The sequence below is a fragment of the Microbulbifer agarilyticus genome, from assembly GCF_020171345.1.
In the GTDB taxonomy this organism is placed as follows: domain Bacteria; phylum Pseudomonadota; class Gammaproteobacteria; order Pseudomonadales; family Cellvibrionaceae; genus Microbulbifer; species Microbulbifer agarilyticus_D.
The window spans coordinates 103689-120564 of record NZ_JAIUZM010000005.1; the positions used below are offsets into that span (position 1 = coordinate 103689).

At 56.6% G+C, this 16876-nt stretch carries 13 protein-coding genes; 11 read left to right on the top strand and 2 right to left on the bottom strand.

What is annotated here, in order from left to right:
• Positions 1-67: 67 nt before the first annotated feature.
• Positions 68-670, top strand: coding sequence for a hypothetical protein (locus LCM31_RS15265; RefSeq protein WP_224871516.1), 603 nt, complete (start codon positions 68-70; stop codon positions 668-670).
• 58 nt (positions 671-728) lie between these two features.
• Here LCM31_RS15265 and malT read toward each other — a convergent pair whose 3' ends face one another.
• Complete coding sequence (malT, locus tag LCM31_RS15270) at positions 729-3455, bottom strand: HTH-type transcriptional regulator MalT (protein WP_224871519.1); 2727 nt, start codon at positions 3453-3455, stop codon at positions 729-731.
• Positions 3456-3615: 160 nt separating this feature from the next.
• Positions 3616-5418 carry a glycoside hydrolase family 9 protein gene (locus LCM31_RS15275; protein ID WP_318247453.1) on the bottom strand — a complete coding sequence of 601 codons (1803 nt, stop codon included), beginning with the start codon at positions 5416-5418 and terminating at the stop codon, positions 3616-3618.
• 352 nt (positions 5419-5770) lie between these two features.
• Between LCM31_RS15275 and LCM31_RS15280 the strand changes: the two genes are divergently transcribed.
• From LCM31_RS15280 to LCM31_RS15325, 10 genes are all read left to right on the top strand, one after another.
• On the top strand, positions 5771-8794 hold the full coding sequence (locus LCM31_RS15280) for a TonB-dependent receptor (protein WP_224871521.1): 3024 nt from the start codon (positions 5771-5773) through the stop codon (positions 8792-8794).
• A 164-nt stretch (positions 8795-8958) separates the two neighbouring features.
• Positions 8959-9693, top strand: a complete 735-nt coding sequence (locus LCM31_RS15285; RefSeq protein WP_224871523.1) for a SapC family protein — start codon at positions 8959-8961, stop codon at positions 9691-9693.
• Positions 9680-10759, top strand: a complete 1080-nt coding sequence (locus LCM31_RS15290; RefSeq protein ID WP_224871526.1) for a cupin-like domain-containing protein — start codon at positions 9680-9682, stop codon at positions 10757-10759. Before LCM31_RS15285 ends, LCM31_RS15290 begins: the two co-directional genes overlap by 14 nt.
• A 9-nt stretch (positions 10760-10768) precedes the next feature.
• A complete protein-coding gene (locus tag LCM31_RS15295; RefSeq protein ID WP_224871528.1) occupies positions 10769-12289 on the top strand; it encodes a tryptophan halogenase family protein in 1521 nt (506 codons plus the stop codon).
• Between the two features lie 416 nt (positions 12290-12705).
• The gene (locus LCM31_RS15300; RefSeq protein ID WP_224871530.1) at positions 12706-13596 is read left to right on the top strand and encodes a hypothetical protein; all 891 of its coding nucleotides are present in this window, start codon (positions 12706-12708) and stop codon (positions 13594-13596) included.
• A 228-nt stretch (positions 13597-13824) separates the two neighbouring features.
• Positions 13825-14475, top strand: coding sequence for an MBL fold metallo-hydrolase (locus LCM31_RS15305; RefSeq protein WP_318245657.1), 651 nt, complete (start codon positions 13825-13827; stop codon positions 14473-14475).
• 60 nt (positions 14476-14535) lie between these two features.
• On the top strand, positions 14536-15129 hold the full coding sequence (locus LCM31_RS15310; protein ID WP_224871532.1) for a DUF2799 domain-containing protein: 594 nt from the start codon (positions 14536-14538) through the stop codon (positions 15127-15129).
• Between the two features lie 41 nt (positions 15130-15170).
• Entirely contained in the window at positions 15171-15602 is a 432-nt protein-coding gene (locus LCM31_RS15315) for a hotdog fold thioesterase (protein ID WP_224871534.1), read from the top strand.
• 33 nt (positions 15603-15635) lie between these two features.
• Entirely contained in the window at positions 15636-16346 is a 711-nt protein-coding gene (locus tag LCM31_RS15320) for a M48 family metallopeptidase (protein WP_224871535.1), read from the top strand.
• A gap of 110 nt (positions 16347-16456) precedes the next feature.
• Positions 16457-16825, top strand: a complete 369-nt coding sequence (locus LCM31_RS15325) for a DUF2750 domain-containing protein (RefSeq protein ID WP_224871537.1) — start codon at positions 16457-16459, stop codon at positions 16823-16825.
• Positions 16826-16876: the final 51 nt, after the last annotated feature.

Sequence of the window (16876 nt, forward strand, 5' to 3'; positions counted from 1 at the left end):
AATACCGGGCGGGCGATGGGGAGTTGCATGTGTCTGGTCTCGCCGCTGGGCATTTTATGGGCCCTGGATGACGGGCTGTAAAGGTGAGCTAGTTACTGCAATTGCCGTTATTGGAAGGTCAGATGAGCATCGTAATTTGAATATTTCTTTCCTAAGCCCAAATGCTTTTGAAACGATTCTGATGCAATATTTAAACGACTGTTATGGGACAGAAAACTGGGAAGGTGAACGGTCTCATGTGCCTCGCTTTCACGGTCCTGTAGATTGGAAGCGTCACACCCACCTTCCTGTGCCAAGCGCAAGCTTTAACATATGCAGTCGTGGGGAAGATGTGGGTTGTCTTTACGTGCGAGATCACTTGTTTGCGTTTCCCGTTAGCGACCAATATTTTGTCCTGGTAACCGCAACCCAGCATCACTATAGCCGTGATGAGAGTGGTGATCTGGCTTTTGATGTAACTCCGATGCAAGATCTTCAGAATCAGGTGCTTCAAAGTATCAGTTTGGAGCTTGGCCGAGAAGCGAAGGCGAGTGTTGATAAAATCAAGGCGGAACTAGGCAGTCTTTATATGAGCAAGGATTTCGCCCCATTGAAGTGGCCCACTAATATCTATCCGCCCGAAGCTGATAGTAGCCCAGAAACAAGGCAAGTATTAAGAGGCGAAGTCTAGTTACTGGTAGGCTTCTTTGGAGAGCAAAAGGCCGGTGTGAAATCACACCGGCCTTTTTTTATGGCTTGTCTTGCACCGAGCGCAGTAGTTGTTCCGCCAGCGCAATCGCCTGCTGGCGATCCTTCACATCGAGTTTCTGATACAAACTGCGGATGTGGGTCTTGATGGTGCTGGGTGCTACCTTGAAGTGCCGCGCGATACGCTCGTTGGAAAGTCCCGAGTGAATCGCATTCAGCACCTGCCACTCGCGTGGGGTGAGGGGAGAGTGACGCAGGAAGTCGGGCACGGCATCGCTGGCGAGGATTTCGCGCACGATGGTTTCGTCTAGCTCGATGCGGATGCCGCCACCCAGTTCCGGTTGTTGCTGCGCGAGCTTGATGAGTTTCTGTGCCTTCTCGGTCTGGGCTTCGTTCAGGGCCTGCTCGCCGGTTTCTTCCAGCGCTGCTTTCAGCAGGACGATCATCGGCTTGCCGATTTGCAGGAAGCTCGCGTTGAGCTCGCTGTCGAGCATGATGGTGAGTGCGGCACGCAGGTTTTCCAGCGCTTTTTCGCGGCGCTCGCGCAGCCAGGCAAGATGGGCGGCGAGAACATGGTTACGCAGCTGGTCGGTTATCAGACCACACTCTTCCGCGACCTGTTGCAGGCGGCCGAGCAGGCGGTTGGCATCGGAGTAGCGGTGCAGAGAGATCAGCGCGCGCACATGGTTGCGACCGTAGCACTGCTCAAAATGGTTGCTGGGGCGGTCGGCGACCGGTTCTGCCTGTTCCTGCCAGGTGGCGATGGCCTCGGTATTTTCCAGGGCTTGCCACACGCGCATACGCGCTGCATCGGCATTGGCGACCCAGTCGCGGTGATACTGTTCACCGGAGAGCAGGTGCTCAACTCGCTCCATCCATTCAAGGCACTCGTCTTTGTCACCGCGCGCCAGGGCCACTTTCAGTAGCAGCGTGTATTCCGGCAGTAGCCAGCGCTCGCCCACTTTGCGGTTAATCTGCATGCCGCGGCGGGCAGACTCTGCGGCGCCGTCCAGATCGCCAGCTTCCCATTGCAGCTGGCCTTTCAGGCGATATATAAATTCGGAAATCGGCAGGCCTACCAGATGATGCTCTTCCACCAATCGCTGCACGCGCGCCTGTAGCGCCGCGGCCTTTTTCAGCAGGCCGTTGGCGAAGGCGATTTCCGTCTGCTGGCACACAGCCCAGGCGGCGTTGGGGATGTCCTGCTGCGCGAGGGTGGCCTTTTCCACGGCCTCCATATGGTGCATGGCCTGGTCCAGCTCACCCAGGCAGAAGCTGGTTTCACCGATCACCAGCTGCGCGGCAATGCGCTCGCTGACCTGGTCTTTGGGGAGTAGGTCGAGGGCTTCCTGTGCGTACTCTTTGGCCTTGAGGATCTGCCCGCGGGACACGGCTGCCTGCGCGCGCATCGCGGCAAAGGCGCCTTCAAAGTCTTCCCACTGCTTGGGGTCTTCCCGCTGCAGCCAGCTTTCCGCCGCCGCCAGCAATTTGTTGCAGCGCTCGTAATCGAAGCTGTCGCGGGCGAGGCGCGCCGCCAGCAAGGTGAACGAGGCGTGGCGTTTGATCAGGTCTTCGCCCAGCCAACTGAGGCTGTCATTGAGCACCCGGAATTGGCCTTCGCGCAGGAACTGTTCGCCCTGTTCAGCGAGCAGGCGGTGTACCCGCTCGCGGTCTTCCGCCTTAAGCGCGTGGCGCAGGGCTTCCAGAGGTTGCTGCAGCTCTTGCCAGGTGTCACTGGCGGTCTGGTGCAGTTGCGTAAGCTCGCTGCCGTCGGAAAGCTGGCGCTGCAGGAAGCGGGCAAATACCGGGTGGAAGCGAAACCACTGGCGGCTGGAGTCCTGCGCTTGCAGGAACAGGCCGCGACTGGCCGCGGTTTCCAGCTGTTGCTGGCCGCCAGTCTGGCCACTGAGGCGTTCTGCCAGCAGGCCGTTGACGCGGGTGAGGATGGAGGTGCGCGCAAGCAATTGGCGCAGCTCTGGCTCCAGCCGCTCCAGCACCTCTTCGGCGAGGTAGTCGAGAATATGTGCGTGGCCCTGCTCCAGTTCGCCCAGGTAGCGATCCACTTCTTCCTGGTCGCGCACCGATAGCGCGAACATTTGGATGGCCGGCGGCCAACCTTCGGAAAGCTGGTGCAGCTGGGCGACGCGGTCGCTGCCGAGGGTAAACGGCAGGCGACGAGCGAGTAGCTGGGTGGTTTCGTCGATGGTGAGCGCCAGGTCTTCCGCACCCAGTTCCAGCAGTCGACCCTGCAGGCGCAACGCGCCGAGGCCCAAAGGCGGCTGGCTGCGACTGGTGATTACGATACCGATACCTGCAGGCGCATGGCGCAGCAGAAAGCGGGTGGCATCGTGGACGATGGGGTTGTCGATCTGGTGGTAGTCGTCGAGGACGATCCGCAGCTCACTGGGGAGCTGACGCAATTCCGCCAGCATCTGGCTGATCACCAGGGAGGGATCGAGATTGTGCTGGGCGGCGAGAATCTTGCTGGTTTCCGGCACGCCGTTGCCGGTGGCCCGGTGTACGCTTTCCACCAGATAGCGGCAGAACTGGCCGGGTTCGTTGTCGCCGCCGTCCAGAGAGTACCAGGCAACCGGATTGTCTTGTTCGAGCGCCCAGGAGGTGACCAGGGTGGTCTTGCCATAGCCGGCGGGGGCGGTGACCAGTAACAGTTGGTCACTCTGGCTCTGTTCCAGCAGCGACAGCAGCCGAGGCCGCTGCAACGTGTGTTCTGGGCAGTCGGGAAGGCTGTACTTGGAGGCTAGGAGCATGGCATCGACCAATCAACAGGACATTGACCGGGGTTCCCACACACCTAAACCCCGGGAGGCACAATTGTACAGTCTTAGTGTGCCACCCCGGAATTTCGTTCACCTCCCCCTTGCAAGGGGGGGAGGCGGGGGGGCACTTTGCGACCAGCTGGTCGCAGGGCTAGTGGGCGTCCTCGGAATCCGAATCTATCTGGTCGCGCTGGTTTTCCAGAGCGTGCAGGCCGTTAATCAGGTACGCAAAGGGCGCATTCCAGTTGATGGCGATTTCGTTGCTGGCGAAGCTGCACACATCATCAATAAAGGATTCATCGGCGATGTCGCTGGCGTAGTTGCAGCCATCGTGCTGGCCCGGGTTGGGCCCGCCGACAAGAAACCCGGGGAGGGGTGGAAGCTCCGGGCGCGCGGCAGTGAGACGGTGGTGTGGGTGCTGCGGGGTGCGGATGCCGAAGCCGGTGACAAACGAATAGCCAGTGGCGTTGCGTCCGAGCAGGTAGTCGCGCGTGTCTTCGGCACTGCGCAGGAAGTCTGCGTTACCGGTAATGCGGAAGGCTTCTAATAACAAAATGCCCTGATTAGCCGCCACTGAATTGCTCCCCCAAACGAAATACTTGGGATCGCTGCTGATGGGTGAGCGGTAGGCGTTGCGCGTGCTTGCCAGGGTTAGGTCGAGGGCCGCTTGCACCAGGTTATCGGCCACCCTTCTTTGCCACGGGGTGCTCTCTTTAGGGAGCTTGCCTGCATTGGCGAGCAAACTGTAATACCCGAGCCAGCGCACATCGCCCCAGCTTGGCAGTGCGTATTCGATGGGAGTGGTGCGGATAACCTTCCAGTATTGTGGCTCGCCAGTGGCGAGAAACAATTCCGCGGCAGCCCAGAGGTGTTCGTCGGTAAAATGTTCATCGCCGTAAGCGCCAGTTACGATGTCTGGGTCAAACTGTTGGTTCAGCTGGTCCTGTCGGTACGCCACCGCGGGGTTTTCCTCTGCCCATTGCCAAGCTGCCCGCGCCGAATTCAGGTAGTGTGCGGCCTGCCGCTGTTCAAACGGTGCGAATACTCGTGCGGCCTGTGCCATAACGGCGGCGAAGTCCAGTGTTGCCGCAGTACCTTTCTGCACCATGTAGCGCGTTTTTGTGGCGAGATGTGGGGCTACCATGCCCTCAAAGTTGGCGCTGGTCAGTTTGTGGTAGACGCCGCCGTCATTGGGGTCTTGCATGTTGGCGAGCCAATCCAGGTTGTAGCGCACTTCATCGAGAATATCGGGCAGGGGATTGTCGGACTCGGGAATATCCAGCGAGCGCGTTGAAAAATATTCGGGAAAGCGTTCGTACGCACTCATTAAAGTGCCCATCGTGATACCACTATTGACGACATACTTGTTGTAGTCACCGGCGTCATACCAGCCCTTGGGTGCCGACACGACAGTACCTGCCGGGCGCTCGGGACTGGCGGCGGAGGGGTGGATCAGAATTTTGTCATCCGCGTGTCCTGCAGGTCTGGCCCAGATACCTGCGTAATGCTCTTCAATGGGCATGGAGGCGCGCTGAAAGTAAAACGCCTTGAGGCTGGCATCAGCCAGAGCGTCGTAAAGCCCACTCCCAACTTGAAACACTTCGCGCTGCCCCTCGGGTATTTCTATTGCGTAGGTGCCGGGCGCTTGAATCGCGCTGAAATCTGCTCGCCAGCTCTTTGTACCCCCTAGGGTTTTCTCTTGCGATGCCTGCATCCTGCCGCGCAGCGCCGCTTCATCTGTGGACAGATCCCGTATGACGAAAGTGCCAGGATTACTGTCTGCGAGTACGACCGCCAATTTATTGGCGGCTGGCAGGAATCCAAGTTGATTCATACGGATCGGATTTTCAGTGGTGGTTGAGAGTTTTTCTGTTGGTGCATTCGCTCCAACACTACCGGCGAAAGCCATCCATAAGGAAAAAGTGAGTGCCTTTGTTCTTGTATTGGAAATCATGTGGGCTCCAGGCCGGTGGGACGGAAATATGGTTCTGTACCTGATTAGGACGTTTCAGAAGCCGTAATCGAACACGGATTTTCGGTATCGCCTGCCGTTTACCATTTTTTGTTTGACCAGGGGGGGACTATTGCCCCTGCTCGCGCGTCCTCCTGAGTAGATAGGGCAAAGTTTCACGCTTGGCTGTGCTTTTGAAGTGTGGATACCCGCAAGGGGCGTCCTATCCGGCACCGCCGATACGGTGCCTGCATTGCAAACAATAACCTTGAAAAATAACCAGAGTCGCCGTCCGTCCCGAGAGAGAGCAGCTTTGCGTGGGGCGAAGACGGGAAATGCGAAGAGGGAAATCCGAATGTTCAAACGCACAAAACTGTCGGGTGCGGTGGTCGCTGCCATCGCCTCAATGACTTGCGCGCCACAATTGCTCGCCCAGGAAGATACCCTGGAAGAGGTAAGCGTTGTCGGCATCCGCGCCTCCATGGACCGCGCCATGGATATCAAACGGGATTCGACCGGTGTGGTGGATGCCATTTCTGCTGAAGATATGGGTAAGTTCCCGGATACCAACCTGGCGGAATCCCTGCAGCGGATTACCGGTGTGTCCATCAATCGCGTAAACGGCGAAGGTGCTGAAGTAACCGTGCGTGGTTTTGGCCCAGACAACAACATGGTGACCCTGAATGGGCGAACTATGCCTACTGGTACTACTTACGGCGGCGGTAGCGGTTCTGACGGTTCTACCAAAGCTGGCGGTACGCGCGCATTTAACTTCGCGAATTTAGCTTCAGAAAATGTGAGTGGTGTTGAGGTATACAAAACCAGCAAAGCTAACGTGGCGACTGGCGGCATTGGTGCCACCATCGATATTAAAACGACCCGCCCGCTGGATAACCCGGGTCTTACCGCCAGCGCCGGTGTAAAGGCGGTGGCAGATACCACCAACCGCTACAACGACGATATCACACCGGAATTTTCCGGTATTGTGAGTTGGGCCAATGAAGAATCCACCTGGGGTGCATCTCTGGCGCTGAGCCATCAAAAGCGCGATTCCGGTTACTCCGGTGTGACTGTAAACAACTGGAATATTGGCGTTTGGGGGCAGGATGACCTGTACAATCAGAACCCGGTAACCGACGCTGATAAAGCGGAAATTGTGAATGCGCCGGACGATGGTCAGCTGTATGCGCGCCCCAATGACTTCCGCTACGCGTTCTCCGATACCCAGCGCGAGCGTCTCAACGGGCAGCTCACTTTGCAATTTCAGCCCACTGAGAAGCTCACCGCAACCGTTGACTATCTCTATGCAGACAACGACATCGAAGAGCATCGCGGTGAGGTGACCAACTGGATTCAGAATGGTTCCAACCTTGCCCGGGTAGTATTTGATGATTCTGAAATTGCTACACCGCTGTCTATTACTGAGGCTTACGGTGGTACCGTGGATATCGGCTTTGAGCAGCAGTACCGTGCCCAGAGCAACACGCTCGATTCCCTGGGTGTGAACTTTGAATTCGAGGTGAATGACGCGCTTACCCTGGCGTTTGATGTGCACGACTCCACCATGGAAAGCCTGCCCACCGGGCCAGATCGTGCCGGTGAAGTCGCCATTGGTCTTGGTTCGCCCACCGTGACTGGAAAAACGCTGGACTTCTCTGGAACCACGCCGCAGTACACTCACAACACGACCGTAGCGGGCAATGCGTTAACCGCAGAAAATGTAGGTTCCTCTATTCTTCGCGTGCGCGGCGCCGGCTCTGTTAACGATATTACCCAGGCGAAATTCGATGGTCAGTTCGAATTCGATAACGGTCGCTTCGACTTCGGCATCGAAACCCGCCAAATGGAAATGAATGCCTACCAGACTTCTGGTGTAAACCAGGCGCTGGGTAACTGGGGTATTGCAAACCCAGGGGAATTCCCGGCGGATATGCTCGACGTGATCAACGTGGCCAGCGAGTTTGAAGACTTCAATACCGGCAGTAGCCCGGTAACCGCATTCCGCGGTGACGCCGTCGCACTGACCCGCTACGCCAACACGTTGTACCCGGATACCTGTCTGTGTGTATCGGATACCAATACATTCAGTGATGTTCTGGAAGAAGATACGAGCGCGGCATATTTTCAGATCGGCCTGAATAGCGAATTGAACAGCATGCCGGTGAACTTCCTCGCCGGGGTTCGCTACGAGACAACCGATGTGTCATCTCAGTCGTTGGTTAACCCGATTCCATACCTGGTCTGGGAAAACAACAATGACTTTGCTCCGGGCGCTGCTGGTGATCAGGAAGCCTGGTCTGAGCGCGCCAGTTATGACAACCTGCTGCCAAGCCTCGATTTCGATATTCAGTTCACCGAGGATCTGGTGGGCCGCTTCTCTTACAGCAAGTCCATCGCCCGCGCAGGTTACGGTGACCTGAAAGTGGCCCCAGGCAATTTTGAAACCGGTGGCTCTACGCTGAATGGCGCAATCCCGACTGCGACATCGTCGAACCCTGGCCTGCTACCACTGGAGTCCAACAACCTCGACTTGTCGATGGAGTGGTACTACGGCGATTCCAGCTACGTGTCGCTGGGCTTCTTCGAGAAGCGTGTGGATAATTTCATCGGTACCGGTCAGGTGGATGAAACCCACTTCGGTATTCTCGACCAGACTGCTGGCCCGCGCGCGCTCGCCGCTCAGGCTGAACTGGAATCCCTCGGGCTTTCTACCGACGACACCAATCTCTACGCGATGGTCGTGTTGATGGAGCACCCGGAAGCCATTACCGATAATCCGACTGTGTTCCCGAATGGTGTTTTTGAAGGCACCACTGAGCAGCTACTGTTGCTGGGTGAAACCGCTGGGTGGGATATCATCCCGGAAGCGGGCGATCCGGAAATGGTGTTCCGTACCAGTAAACCGATTAACAACCGTGAAGCGAAGATCCACGGTGCAGAACTGGCCGCGCAGCACTTCTTCGGAGAGACTGGTTTTGGTATCCAGGCCAACTACACCATCGTGCGCGGTGATGTAGGATTTGATGACCTGGGCCTGCCAACAGAAAACCAGTTTGCCCTGACCGGCCTCAGTGATACCGCAAACGTGGTATTGGTTTACGAAAACTTCGGTTTGCAGGCGCGACTGGCTTACAACTGGCGGGATAAATTCCTCACTGCGACCAACCAGGGCTCCTCCCGTAACCCGCGTTATGTGGACACCTTCTCGCAAATTGATATGAGCGTGGGTTATGACCTGACCGACCAAATTGCCCTGTCTTTTGAGGGGATCAACATCACTGGTGAGGACATCAAGGAGTACAACCGTAACGAACGCATGGTTCGTTATATGGATGACCTTGGTGCACGGTACCAGATCGGGGCCTACTACAAATTCTGATGATTTTGAAAGTAAGGTCTGTTGTATGACGATGCAAAAAGCCGCTGGAGACAGCGGCTTTTTGTGCATTGAAAATACCGGCAGTATTGACTTATCGTCTTATCAAAGACGGCTTTAAATCCCTGAAGAAAGTACAGCTTCCACAGAATAATAACGGGGTGACTATGAAGACGAATTATGTGCTGCTGAACAATGTTGAGCACGCGGATCTTAAGGTTTTGCCGCATTTCTCCAACACGCTCGGTGATGGCGCTGCTGTCGTACGCACCTTTCCTACCGAGTTCGAAAATATTCAACGGGAATATCCGATCCTGCTCAGAAAGGATGCGCAAAGTGGCGATTTTTATGCAGTTGCGATTCTCGGTCTCCAGAAAGGGGAGAACCTCTTTCTGGATGGCGATGAGCAAAGTGTAAATGGTTGGGCCGGAAATTATGTGCCCGCGATGGTTGCCCGCGGTCCGTTCATTATCGGATTTCAGGAATCCCGGGATGGCGATATTCAGCAACCGATGATCTATGTGGACGAACAAAGTCCCAAGCTGAGTCGCGACGAGGGTACTCCGCTGTTTCTGGAGTTTGGTGGCAATAGCGCTTATCTGGAGTATGTCTCGGGGGTGCTTCGCACCATTCACCAGGGTGAAGATGTTGGCCGCCGTATGTTTGCTGCTCTGAATGAAGTGGGGCTGCTCGAGCCGGTATCGATTAATGTTGACCTCAAGAATGGCGACAAGCACCAGCTCTCCGGCTACTACACGGTGAGCGAGGATCGACTGAATACTATGAGCGGAGAGAGCCTGGAGGCGTTGAATGGCGCGGGGTATCTTCGCGGAGCCTTCCTGATGCTCTCCTCGCTCGGCAATATCGAACATCTGGTGGCACGTAAAAATGCCTGCTTGTGAAGCGCCCGCAGCGGAGCGCCCCGCGTGTGTCAGCAAGCTTGTGGATGAAATTGCCATTGGCCCAGAAATGCGAATTCCTGCGGGGCTCTTGGAGTGCAATACACCGGTAGTACTGAGAGGGCTGGTAAAACACTGGCCGCTGGTGGATGCAGCGGACCAGTCTGCCGAGGCTGCGGTGGATTATCTTAGTGGGTTTTACAATGGAAAACCGTGTTTGGTGAATTTTGGCTGCAACACGTCCGGTCGCTATTTCTACGATGACGATGTACGCCAGCTGAATTACGACACCCTGCGTGCCCCCATTGATGAAGTGCTGCAAAAGATTCTGCAGATCGTGAATGGCTCCGGGGCGAGCGAAGGCGGATACGCCTCCTACTATATTTCTTCGGCTTCGGTGGATGGCTTTTTCCCCGGTCTGCGTGCGGGAAATGACCTGCAGATCCCCCGTGCTGAGGCAAGTTACCCGCTCGCGCCGCCGCAAGTGAAAATCTGGATTGGCAACCGTTCGGTGGCCAGCTGCCACTATGATGCTCTGGACAATGTTGCCTGCTGCGCAGCAGGGCGCCGGCGGTTCACGCTGTTTCCTCCCGATCAATTCAAGAACCTGTACTTCGGCCCGCTGGATCTAACACCCGGCGGGCAGGCCATCAGCATGGTGGATTTTGCCGAACCAGATTTTGCGCGCTTTCCCCGGTTTCGCGAGGCAATCGCGAATGGCTTGGTAGCCGAGCTGGAACCGGGTGATGGCCTGTACATTCCCAGTATGTGGATGCACCACGTGGAGGGGCTGAGCCCATTCAATATTTTGGTGAATTACTGGTGGGACGACGCTCCCCAATACACAGGTTCAGGAATGAACGCGTTGTATCACGGCATTCTTTCCTTGCGTGATAAGCCCGAGCATGAAAAAGAAGGGTGGCGGCAGCTGTTCGAGTACTACGTGTTTGGTGATGCTGAGCGCGCGGGTGCACATCTGCCCGAGCACGCGCGCGGGGTGTTGGATAAGTTGGATAATGCCAGCGCACGCCAGCTGCGTGCCATGCTGATTAATCGATTGAATCGCTGAGGCCGCTATATGAATACGCAAAACAACCAGCAGGCCGACGTAGCGGTAAAACGCATTGTAATTGCCGGCGGTGGCACCGCAGGCTGGATCGCCGCCGCCGCCCTGTCGAAAAAACTGGGTGACCTGCTGGAAATTACCCTGGTGGAATCCGACGCGATTGGCACCGTGGGCGTTGGCGAAGCTACCATCCCACCACTGCGCACCTTCCATCACCTGCTGGGCATCGATGAACAGGAATTTATGCGCGCGACCGGCGCCACCGCCAAACTGGGGATTGCATTCGAAAACTGGGGCCGTGAAGGTGAGCGCTATATTCACTCCTTTGGCAAAACCGGCACCAGCGCCTGGATGTGTGACTTCCATCATTTCTGGTTGCGCGGCCGGGAGATGGGGTTCGATAGCGATATCGGTGACTTTTGTGTCGAGCACCAGGCCGCGGAAGCGGGTCGCTTTGCCACTTCGGCGAAATCCAACATCAATTTTGCCTACCACCTGGATGCCACGCGCTACGCCGCCTTTCTGCGGGAAATTAGTGAGGCGCACGGGGTCACCCGTGTTGAGGGTCTGATTCGAGATGTGCGCCAGGATCCAGCGAACGGGGATATTCAAGCGCTGATGCTCGAAGATGGCCGTGAAATAGCCGGTGACCTGTTTATTGATTGCAGCGGTTTTCGCAGTCTGCTCGCGGGCCAGGCTCTGGGTTGCGAATATGAGGACTGGTCCCACTGGCTCCCGTGCGACCGAGCAGTGCCCCTGCAAACCTCAGCCACGGAACCGGCAATGCCCTATACCCGCTCTATTGCCGAGAAGGTTGGCTGGCGCTGGCGGATTCCGTTGCAGACGCGTGTGGGGAACGGCTTGGTGTATTGCAGCCAGTATCTTTCCGATGATGATGCCAGTGCGCTGTTATTGAATCGTGTCGATGGCAAACCAATGACCGAGCCGCGGGTGATTCGTTTCACGACGGGGCGAAGAAAGCAAACCTGGAAGCACAACTGTATTGCCCTCGGCCTGGCCAGCGGGTTTATCGAGCCGTTGGAAAGCACGAGTATTCATTTAATCGTGACCGGTGTGGTGCGTCTGATGCAGCTCTTTCCATTCGCTGGGCTGGAGCCGGCACTGCGGGATGAATACAACAAGCAGACCCAACGCGAACTCGAGGACATCCGCGATTTTATTGTGTTGCATTACCATGTTAACCAGCGCCATGGCGATCCCTTTTGGGATCACTGCCGGCAGATGTCGGTTCCCGACAGCCTCGCTCAGCGCATCGCGCTGTTCCGTGAGCGCGCCCATGCTTACCAGAACAACGACGAATTGTTCCGAGTGGATTCCTGGGTGCAGGTGATGCTGGGCCAGGGGTTAAAGCCGCAGCGATACCATCCGGTCACGCGCATGATGACCGAGCAGCAGATGCAACAGCTGCAAACCGGATTGCGTAACCAGGTGGCGCGCGCTGTCCAGGCCTTGCCGCCACACCACGAGTTTATTCAGCAATACTGCGCAGAGGATGCCGCAACGGAAGCCTGATTGATTCGGCTTCGAGCATCCCCCAGTGTTAGAAGTCATCAGAGAAAGAAAAGCCGGCGCAAGGCCGGCTTGAAGCAAAGATACGATGAGAGAGTCCTATCGCCATGCGTTGACACTGCAAACGCGATTTGGGGAACTGTATTCTTTGACGGTGTCCTGGCGTTTCAGTTCCCATTTATTTCCCTTGCACGCCAAATTTTGTGGAATTTCGTGTAAAAACGCCGATCAGGACACATTTCTGGCGCAAATCTTCCCATTCTGGCCATCCAGTGGTAGTTTTTTCTGTTTGTGGTTAATGCGTCACCGTTCGTTATAAAAAGAGTGGCGCAAAAATAAACAACACTCAGGATGCGCGGGTAACCCCGCAGAAGTATTCGTATCCAATAAGAAAACCAGAATAATCACAGGGAGCGAATATGGCCGATCTAGTAATCCTTGCTGCACCCGGCATGGGGGCCGTAAACGAAGACTTCGCCGAGCCACTGTTCCAGGCACTCGAGTCGGCGCTGGGCGACGAATGGTCCCGGATTCATACCGAAACCATCCTCTGCGATACGCACTTGCAGCCAAACATCGAACGCGTGTTCGACGCCATGCAAAAGCGCGATATGGATTACCTGCGCGCACGCAAGTTTATGCTGTGTGGCCTCGCCGAAGCCTCTGCGCAGCTGGCGGATATACACCAGCGCGGCGGTAACTACGACAAGAGCCAGCAGGCGATATACCAGACCTTCGAGCGCGCCGCCAAAGCCACCAGCGACAAGACCCCGGTCATATTGCTTACCCACTCCATCGGTTGCAGTACCCTGTCCAATTACCTGTGGGATGCCCAGCGCCCCACTATCAGTCACGGTATCTGGCGCGACGGTGGCCCCAAGGGCGTGCACAAAGGTTCCGCCAAAGACCTGTTTCTGCGCGGCAAGACGCTTAGCCACTGGTACACCCTCGGCGCGAGCAACCCCTTGTGGTCCGCCGGCATGGCCCGCGACCAGATCCAGGCCGTCACCTCAGATACCCGCGGTTATCACTTCCGCTGGAAAAACTTCTACCATCCGGACGACCTGTTCGGCTGGCCCCTGAAGCCCCTCAGTCCCTCCTATAACCAGGCCGTCTACCGCGACTTCGAAACCCGCCCGCTGTCCGACTGGACCGCCGCCAGCTGGGGACCGCAACTGGTTTCCCATGACGGCTACTGGGAGAACCCTTTGGTGCACAAGAACCTGGTCGAAGATGTGAAAGAGGTGCTGAAGAAGTCCTCAACACGCCGCCCGAGCCCGCTAAAAAGAACATCGGAAGTGGTGGTTTGACCACAGTAGCTGGAATTTAAGGTGGTGATGCCGGGTAGCCTCTTGTGAGACCGTCTGCGGCCAGGACGGCCGCAGACGAGCCCCCATGGATGGGTATACGGCGTGTCTCACAAGAGGCTACCCGGTAGCACCACCGCCACGGTGCTAACAGCAGGGTGCACGGGACCAACTTAGCCGGATAAGACCTTGGGCGTTATACTCGCCACCGAAGATAAAACAGGTACTCCCATGGCTCTGCAATTTCACTCGGTCCCCGTCACACCCTTCCAGCAAAACTGTACCCTGCTGTGGTGCGATGAAAGCAAGCGCGCCGCCGTGGTTGACCCGGGTGGTGACATCGACCGTATCCTCGCTGCCGTCGAAGAGCGCGGCCTCAAACTGGAAAAAATCCTCCTGACCCACGGCCACCTCGATCACGTCGGCGGCACCGCACCGCTGTCACGCCAGCTCGACCTGCCCGTCGAGGGGCCTCAGGAGGCCGACCAGTTCTGGATCGAAAAAATTGTTGCCCAGGCCCAAGCCTATGGCTTCCCGCCGGTAGAAACCTTTACCCCGGATCGCTGGCTCAAGGACGGCGATACCGTCACCGTCGCCGACGAAGTGCTCGAAGTCGTGCACTGCCCAGGCCACACCCCTGGCCACGTCATCTTCTTCCACCGCGACAGTGGGCTCGCGCTGGTGGGCGACGTACTTTTCGCCGGCTCTATCGGCCGCACCGACTTCCCCATGAGCAATCATCAGGACCTGATCGACTCCATTACCAAAAAGCTCTGGCCGCTGGGCGATGCGGTGAAGTTCATCCCCGGTCACGGGCCCATGTCCACATTTGGGCAGGAGCGCCAGACCAACCCGTTTGTCGCTGACAAGCGCTTTGGCTGATTCAGCACCGGTTCACCGAGTACGGTGTTGAATGGCCGGGTATCAATGGCGGAACCCCATATGACCTCCTCAATAAAAAGCTGGAAGCTGATAACCCTTATCGTATTGCCCATCTGGATACTGCTCGGCAGCGGCTGTGCGGTCATTTCCGAAAGCGAATGCCAGGCAGGGCTCTGGTACGAGCGCGGCCTTGAAGATGGTGCCCGTGGTAGAGGCCAGGGTACCGTGTACAAAATTGCGCAGAAGTGTCACGAGTACGGGGTGCGTACCGATACTGAAGCCTGGATGCGCGGTCATGAAGAGGGTGTGGAAAGATACTGCACCCCGGAAAACGGTTTTGTCGTGGGGCGCCGGGGGCGCAACTATGAAGGCGTGTGTAGCGGCCCCAGTGCGGATTTGTTTCTCGCCAATTACGAGCGGGGCCTCGCTGTTTATCAGGCTGAAAAGCAGTACAACGCGCTGGTTGATCGCTACCATGATGTGGAGCGTGAGGTGGATGAGATCGAAGAGGCGCTGGATGAGACGGAAATCAAAGAAGAGGCCCGCTCCTTGCGTCGCCAGCGTCGCACCCTGCTGCGGGAAATGCGTCACCTGGAAGCTGAGATGATGCACTTTGGTGGCTTTGGTGCTTTTAATCCACTGCTGTTTTACTGATATTTTTCGCGGTAATTGAAGAAATATCGAGAGGTGATGATATGGCGATCTGGCACGGCGACATTGACTTGGATGCTGCGAACCAATCTATGGAAAACAGCATGCCGACCTATCTGGGAATGAAGCTTACCGAGCTCGGCGATGACTTTATTGTGGGCACCATGCCGGTGGACGAGCGCACTCGCCAACCGTTCGGTATTCTGCACGGCGGCGCCAGCGTCGCCCTGGCCGAGACCCTGGGCTCCATGGCTGCAAATATGGTGGTGGATACCACAAAATTTTATTGCGTTGGTCAGGAGATTAATGCCAATCACCTGCGCCCGGTGGTCGACGGTGAAGTAACCGGCAAGGCGACGGCGGTACATATTGGGCGCACCAGCCAGGTGTGGGAAATCCGCATCCATGATACGCGCGGTAAACTCAACTGTATTTCCCGTATCACCATGGCGGTGGTACCAGTGCCTGCCCGCTAATATCTTTTACCCTAAGTATTTCCAGTTTAAGCAATGAGTGTGACCGGGGATCTGTTTACCTTCGAGGATATTTCCTACCGCCTCTCACGCTCGCCGCGGCGCAAGCGTTTGGGCCTTGTGGTGACGGAAACAGGCCCGGAGGTACGGATTCCCCAGCGCTGTGCCGAGCGCCATGGTCACCAGTTTCTGCGCGATAATATCGCCTGGGTGCGCGAACAGTTGCGTGGGCTTGAGCATCGTAAGGCACAGGTACCCGAACATCATTTCGCGTTTGGTGCGAAGTTTCCCTGGCTGGGTAAGACACTGGAATTGGATCGTGCGGCCCGTGCGGCAGATGCCGGTATCCGCGATGGCTACATCCAGCTGTATAGCCGCATAAAAGAACCCGATGAAAGGCAGCTTCAAACCGCGTTGCAGAAGCTGTACCAGCGCGAAGCGTTGTCGGTATTAACGCAAAAGTCACAATGGTTTGCCGGCCAACTCGGTCTGCAATTTGCTTCGGTAAAGGTGCGGCGCACACGCAGCAAATGGGGGCATTGCACCACTCGCGGCGAGCTCCAGTACAACTGGTTGGTATGTCTGGCACCGGAACCCGTGGTGGATTACCTGGTGATCCACGAAGTCTGCCATTTGCGTCACCACAATCACGGGCGTGAATTCTGGGCGTTGGTGGCGAGCTTGTGCCCCGACTACAAACAGCTGCGGTGTTGGCTCAAGGAAAATGGACACCGCTTGCAACTATAGTGCTGCTCATTAAGTGTGCTATCGCACAAGAATCGTAACCCAGCGCAAGTTTCTACTTATCCCCCCCATTCTGGCGTAAACTGCCAGCATCATTTTTAAGGCTAGCCGGTATGGAATTGGAACCTCTCGGAGACGACTTTGAGGAAAACTGCGCCCGCTTTCTGCCAGAAGCGGTAGAGCAGGGCTGTGTGTGGGCTCTGGAAGGAGAGGAGGGCTTTGCCCTGTGCGAATCGGAGCGCCGCGCCGACACCGATGTCATGCCGTTCTGGTCCCAGCGGGAATATGCCGAGGCACATGTCGCCGATGATTGGTCCAACTACCAGGTCGTGCCGATTGACCTTGAAGAGTTTATGGACGACTGGCTCGAAGGTATGCACCAGGACGTGCTGCTGGTGGGTATTAACTGGAACGACGAAATGGAAGGGGAAGAAATTGAGCCCCTCGACCTGCTTGAACAGCTGGAGCAGGAGCTGCAATAGCAGCTCTCTTTGACTGAAAAATAAACAAGAATAAGCCAGCGACAACTTTCG

What these genes read in the sequence shown, in the direction of transcription:
- LCM31_RS15295 (WP_224871528.1), top strand. Translation starts at nt 10,769, where the DNA reads ATGAATACGCAAAACAACCAGCAGGCCGACGTAGCGGTAAAACGCATT.
- LCM31_RS15315 (WP_224871534.1), top strand. Translation starts at nt 15,171, where the DNA reads ATGGCGATCTGGCACGGCGACATTGACTTGGATGCTGCGAACCAATCT.
- LCM31_RS15305 (WP_318245657.1), top strand. Translation starts at nt 13,825, where the DNA reads ATGGCTCTGCAATTTCACTCGGTCCCCGTCACACCCTTCCAGCAAAAC.
- malT (WP_224871519.1), bottom strand. Translation starts at nt 3,455, where the DNA reads ATGCTCCTAGCCTCCAAGTACAGCCTTCCCGACTGCCCAGAACACACG.
- LCM31_RS15290 (WP_224871526.1), top strand. Translation starts at nt 9,680, where the DNA reads ATGCCTGCTTGTGAAGCGCCCGCAGCGGAGCGCCCCGCGTGTGTCAGC.
- LCM31_RS15310 (WP_224871532.1), top strand. Translation starts at nt 14,536, where the DNA reads ATGACCTCCTCAATAAAAAGCTGGAAGCTGATAACCCTTATCGTATTG.
- LCM31_RS15300 (WP_224871530.1), top strand. Translation starts at nt 12,706, where the DNA reads ATGGCCGATCTAGTAATCCTTGCTGCACCCGGCATGGGGGCCGTAAAC.
- LCM31_RS15325 (WP_224871537.1), top strand. Translation starts at nt 16,457, where the DNA reads ATGGAATTGGAACCTCTCGGAGACGACTTTGAGGAAAACTGCGCCCGC.
- LCM31_RS15275 (WP_318247453.1), bottom strand. Translation starts at nt 5,418, where the DNA reads ATGATTTCCAATACAAGAACAAAGGCACTCACTTTTTCCTTATGGATG.
- LCM31_RS15280 (WP_224871521.1), top strand. Translation starts at nt 5,771, where the DNA reads ATGTTCAAACGCACAAAACTGTCGGGTGCGGTGGTCGCTGCCATCGCC.
- LCM31_RS15265 (WP_224871516.1), top strand. Translation starts at nt 68, where the DNA reads ATGACGGGCTGTAAAGGTGAGCTAGTTACTGCAATTGCCGTTATTGGA.
- LCM31_RS15285 (WP_224871523.1), top strand. Translation starts at nt 8,959, where the DNA reads ATGAAGACGAATTATGTGCTGCTGAACAATGTTGAGCACGCGGATCTT.
- LCM31_RS15320 (WP_224871535.1), top strand. Translation starts at nt 15,636, where the DNA reads ATGAGTGTGACCGGGGATCTGTTTACCTTCGAGGATATTTCCTACCGC.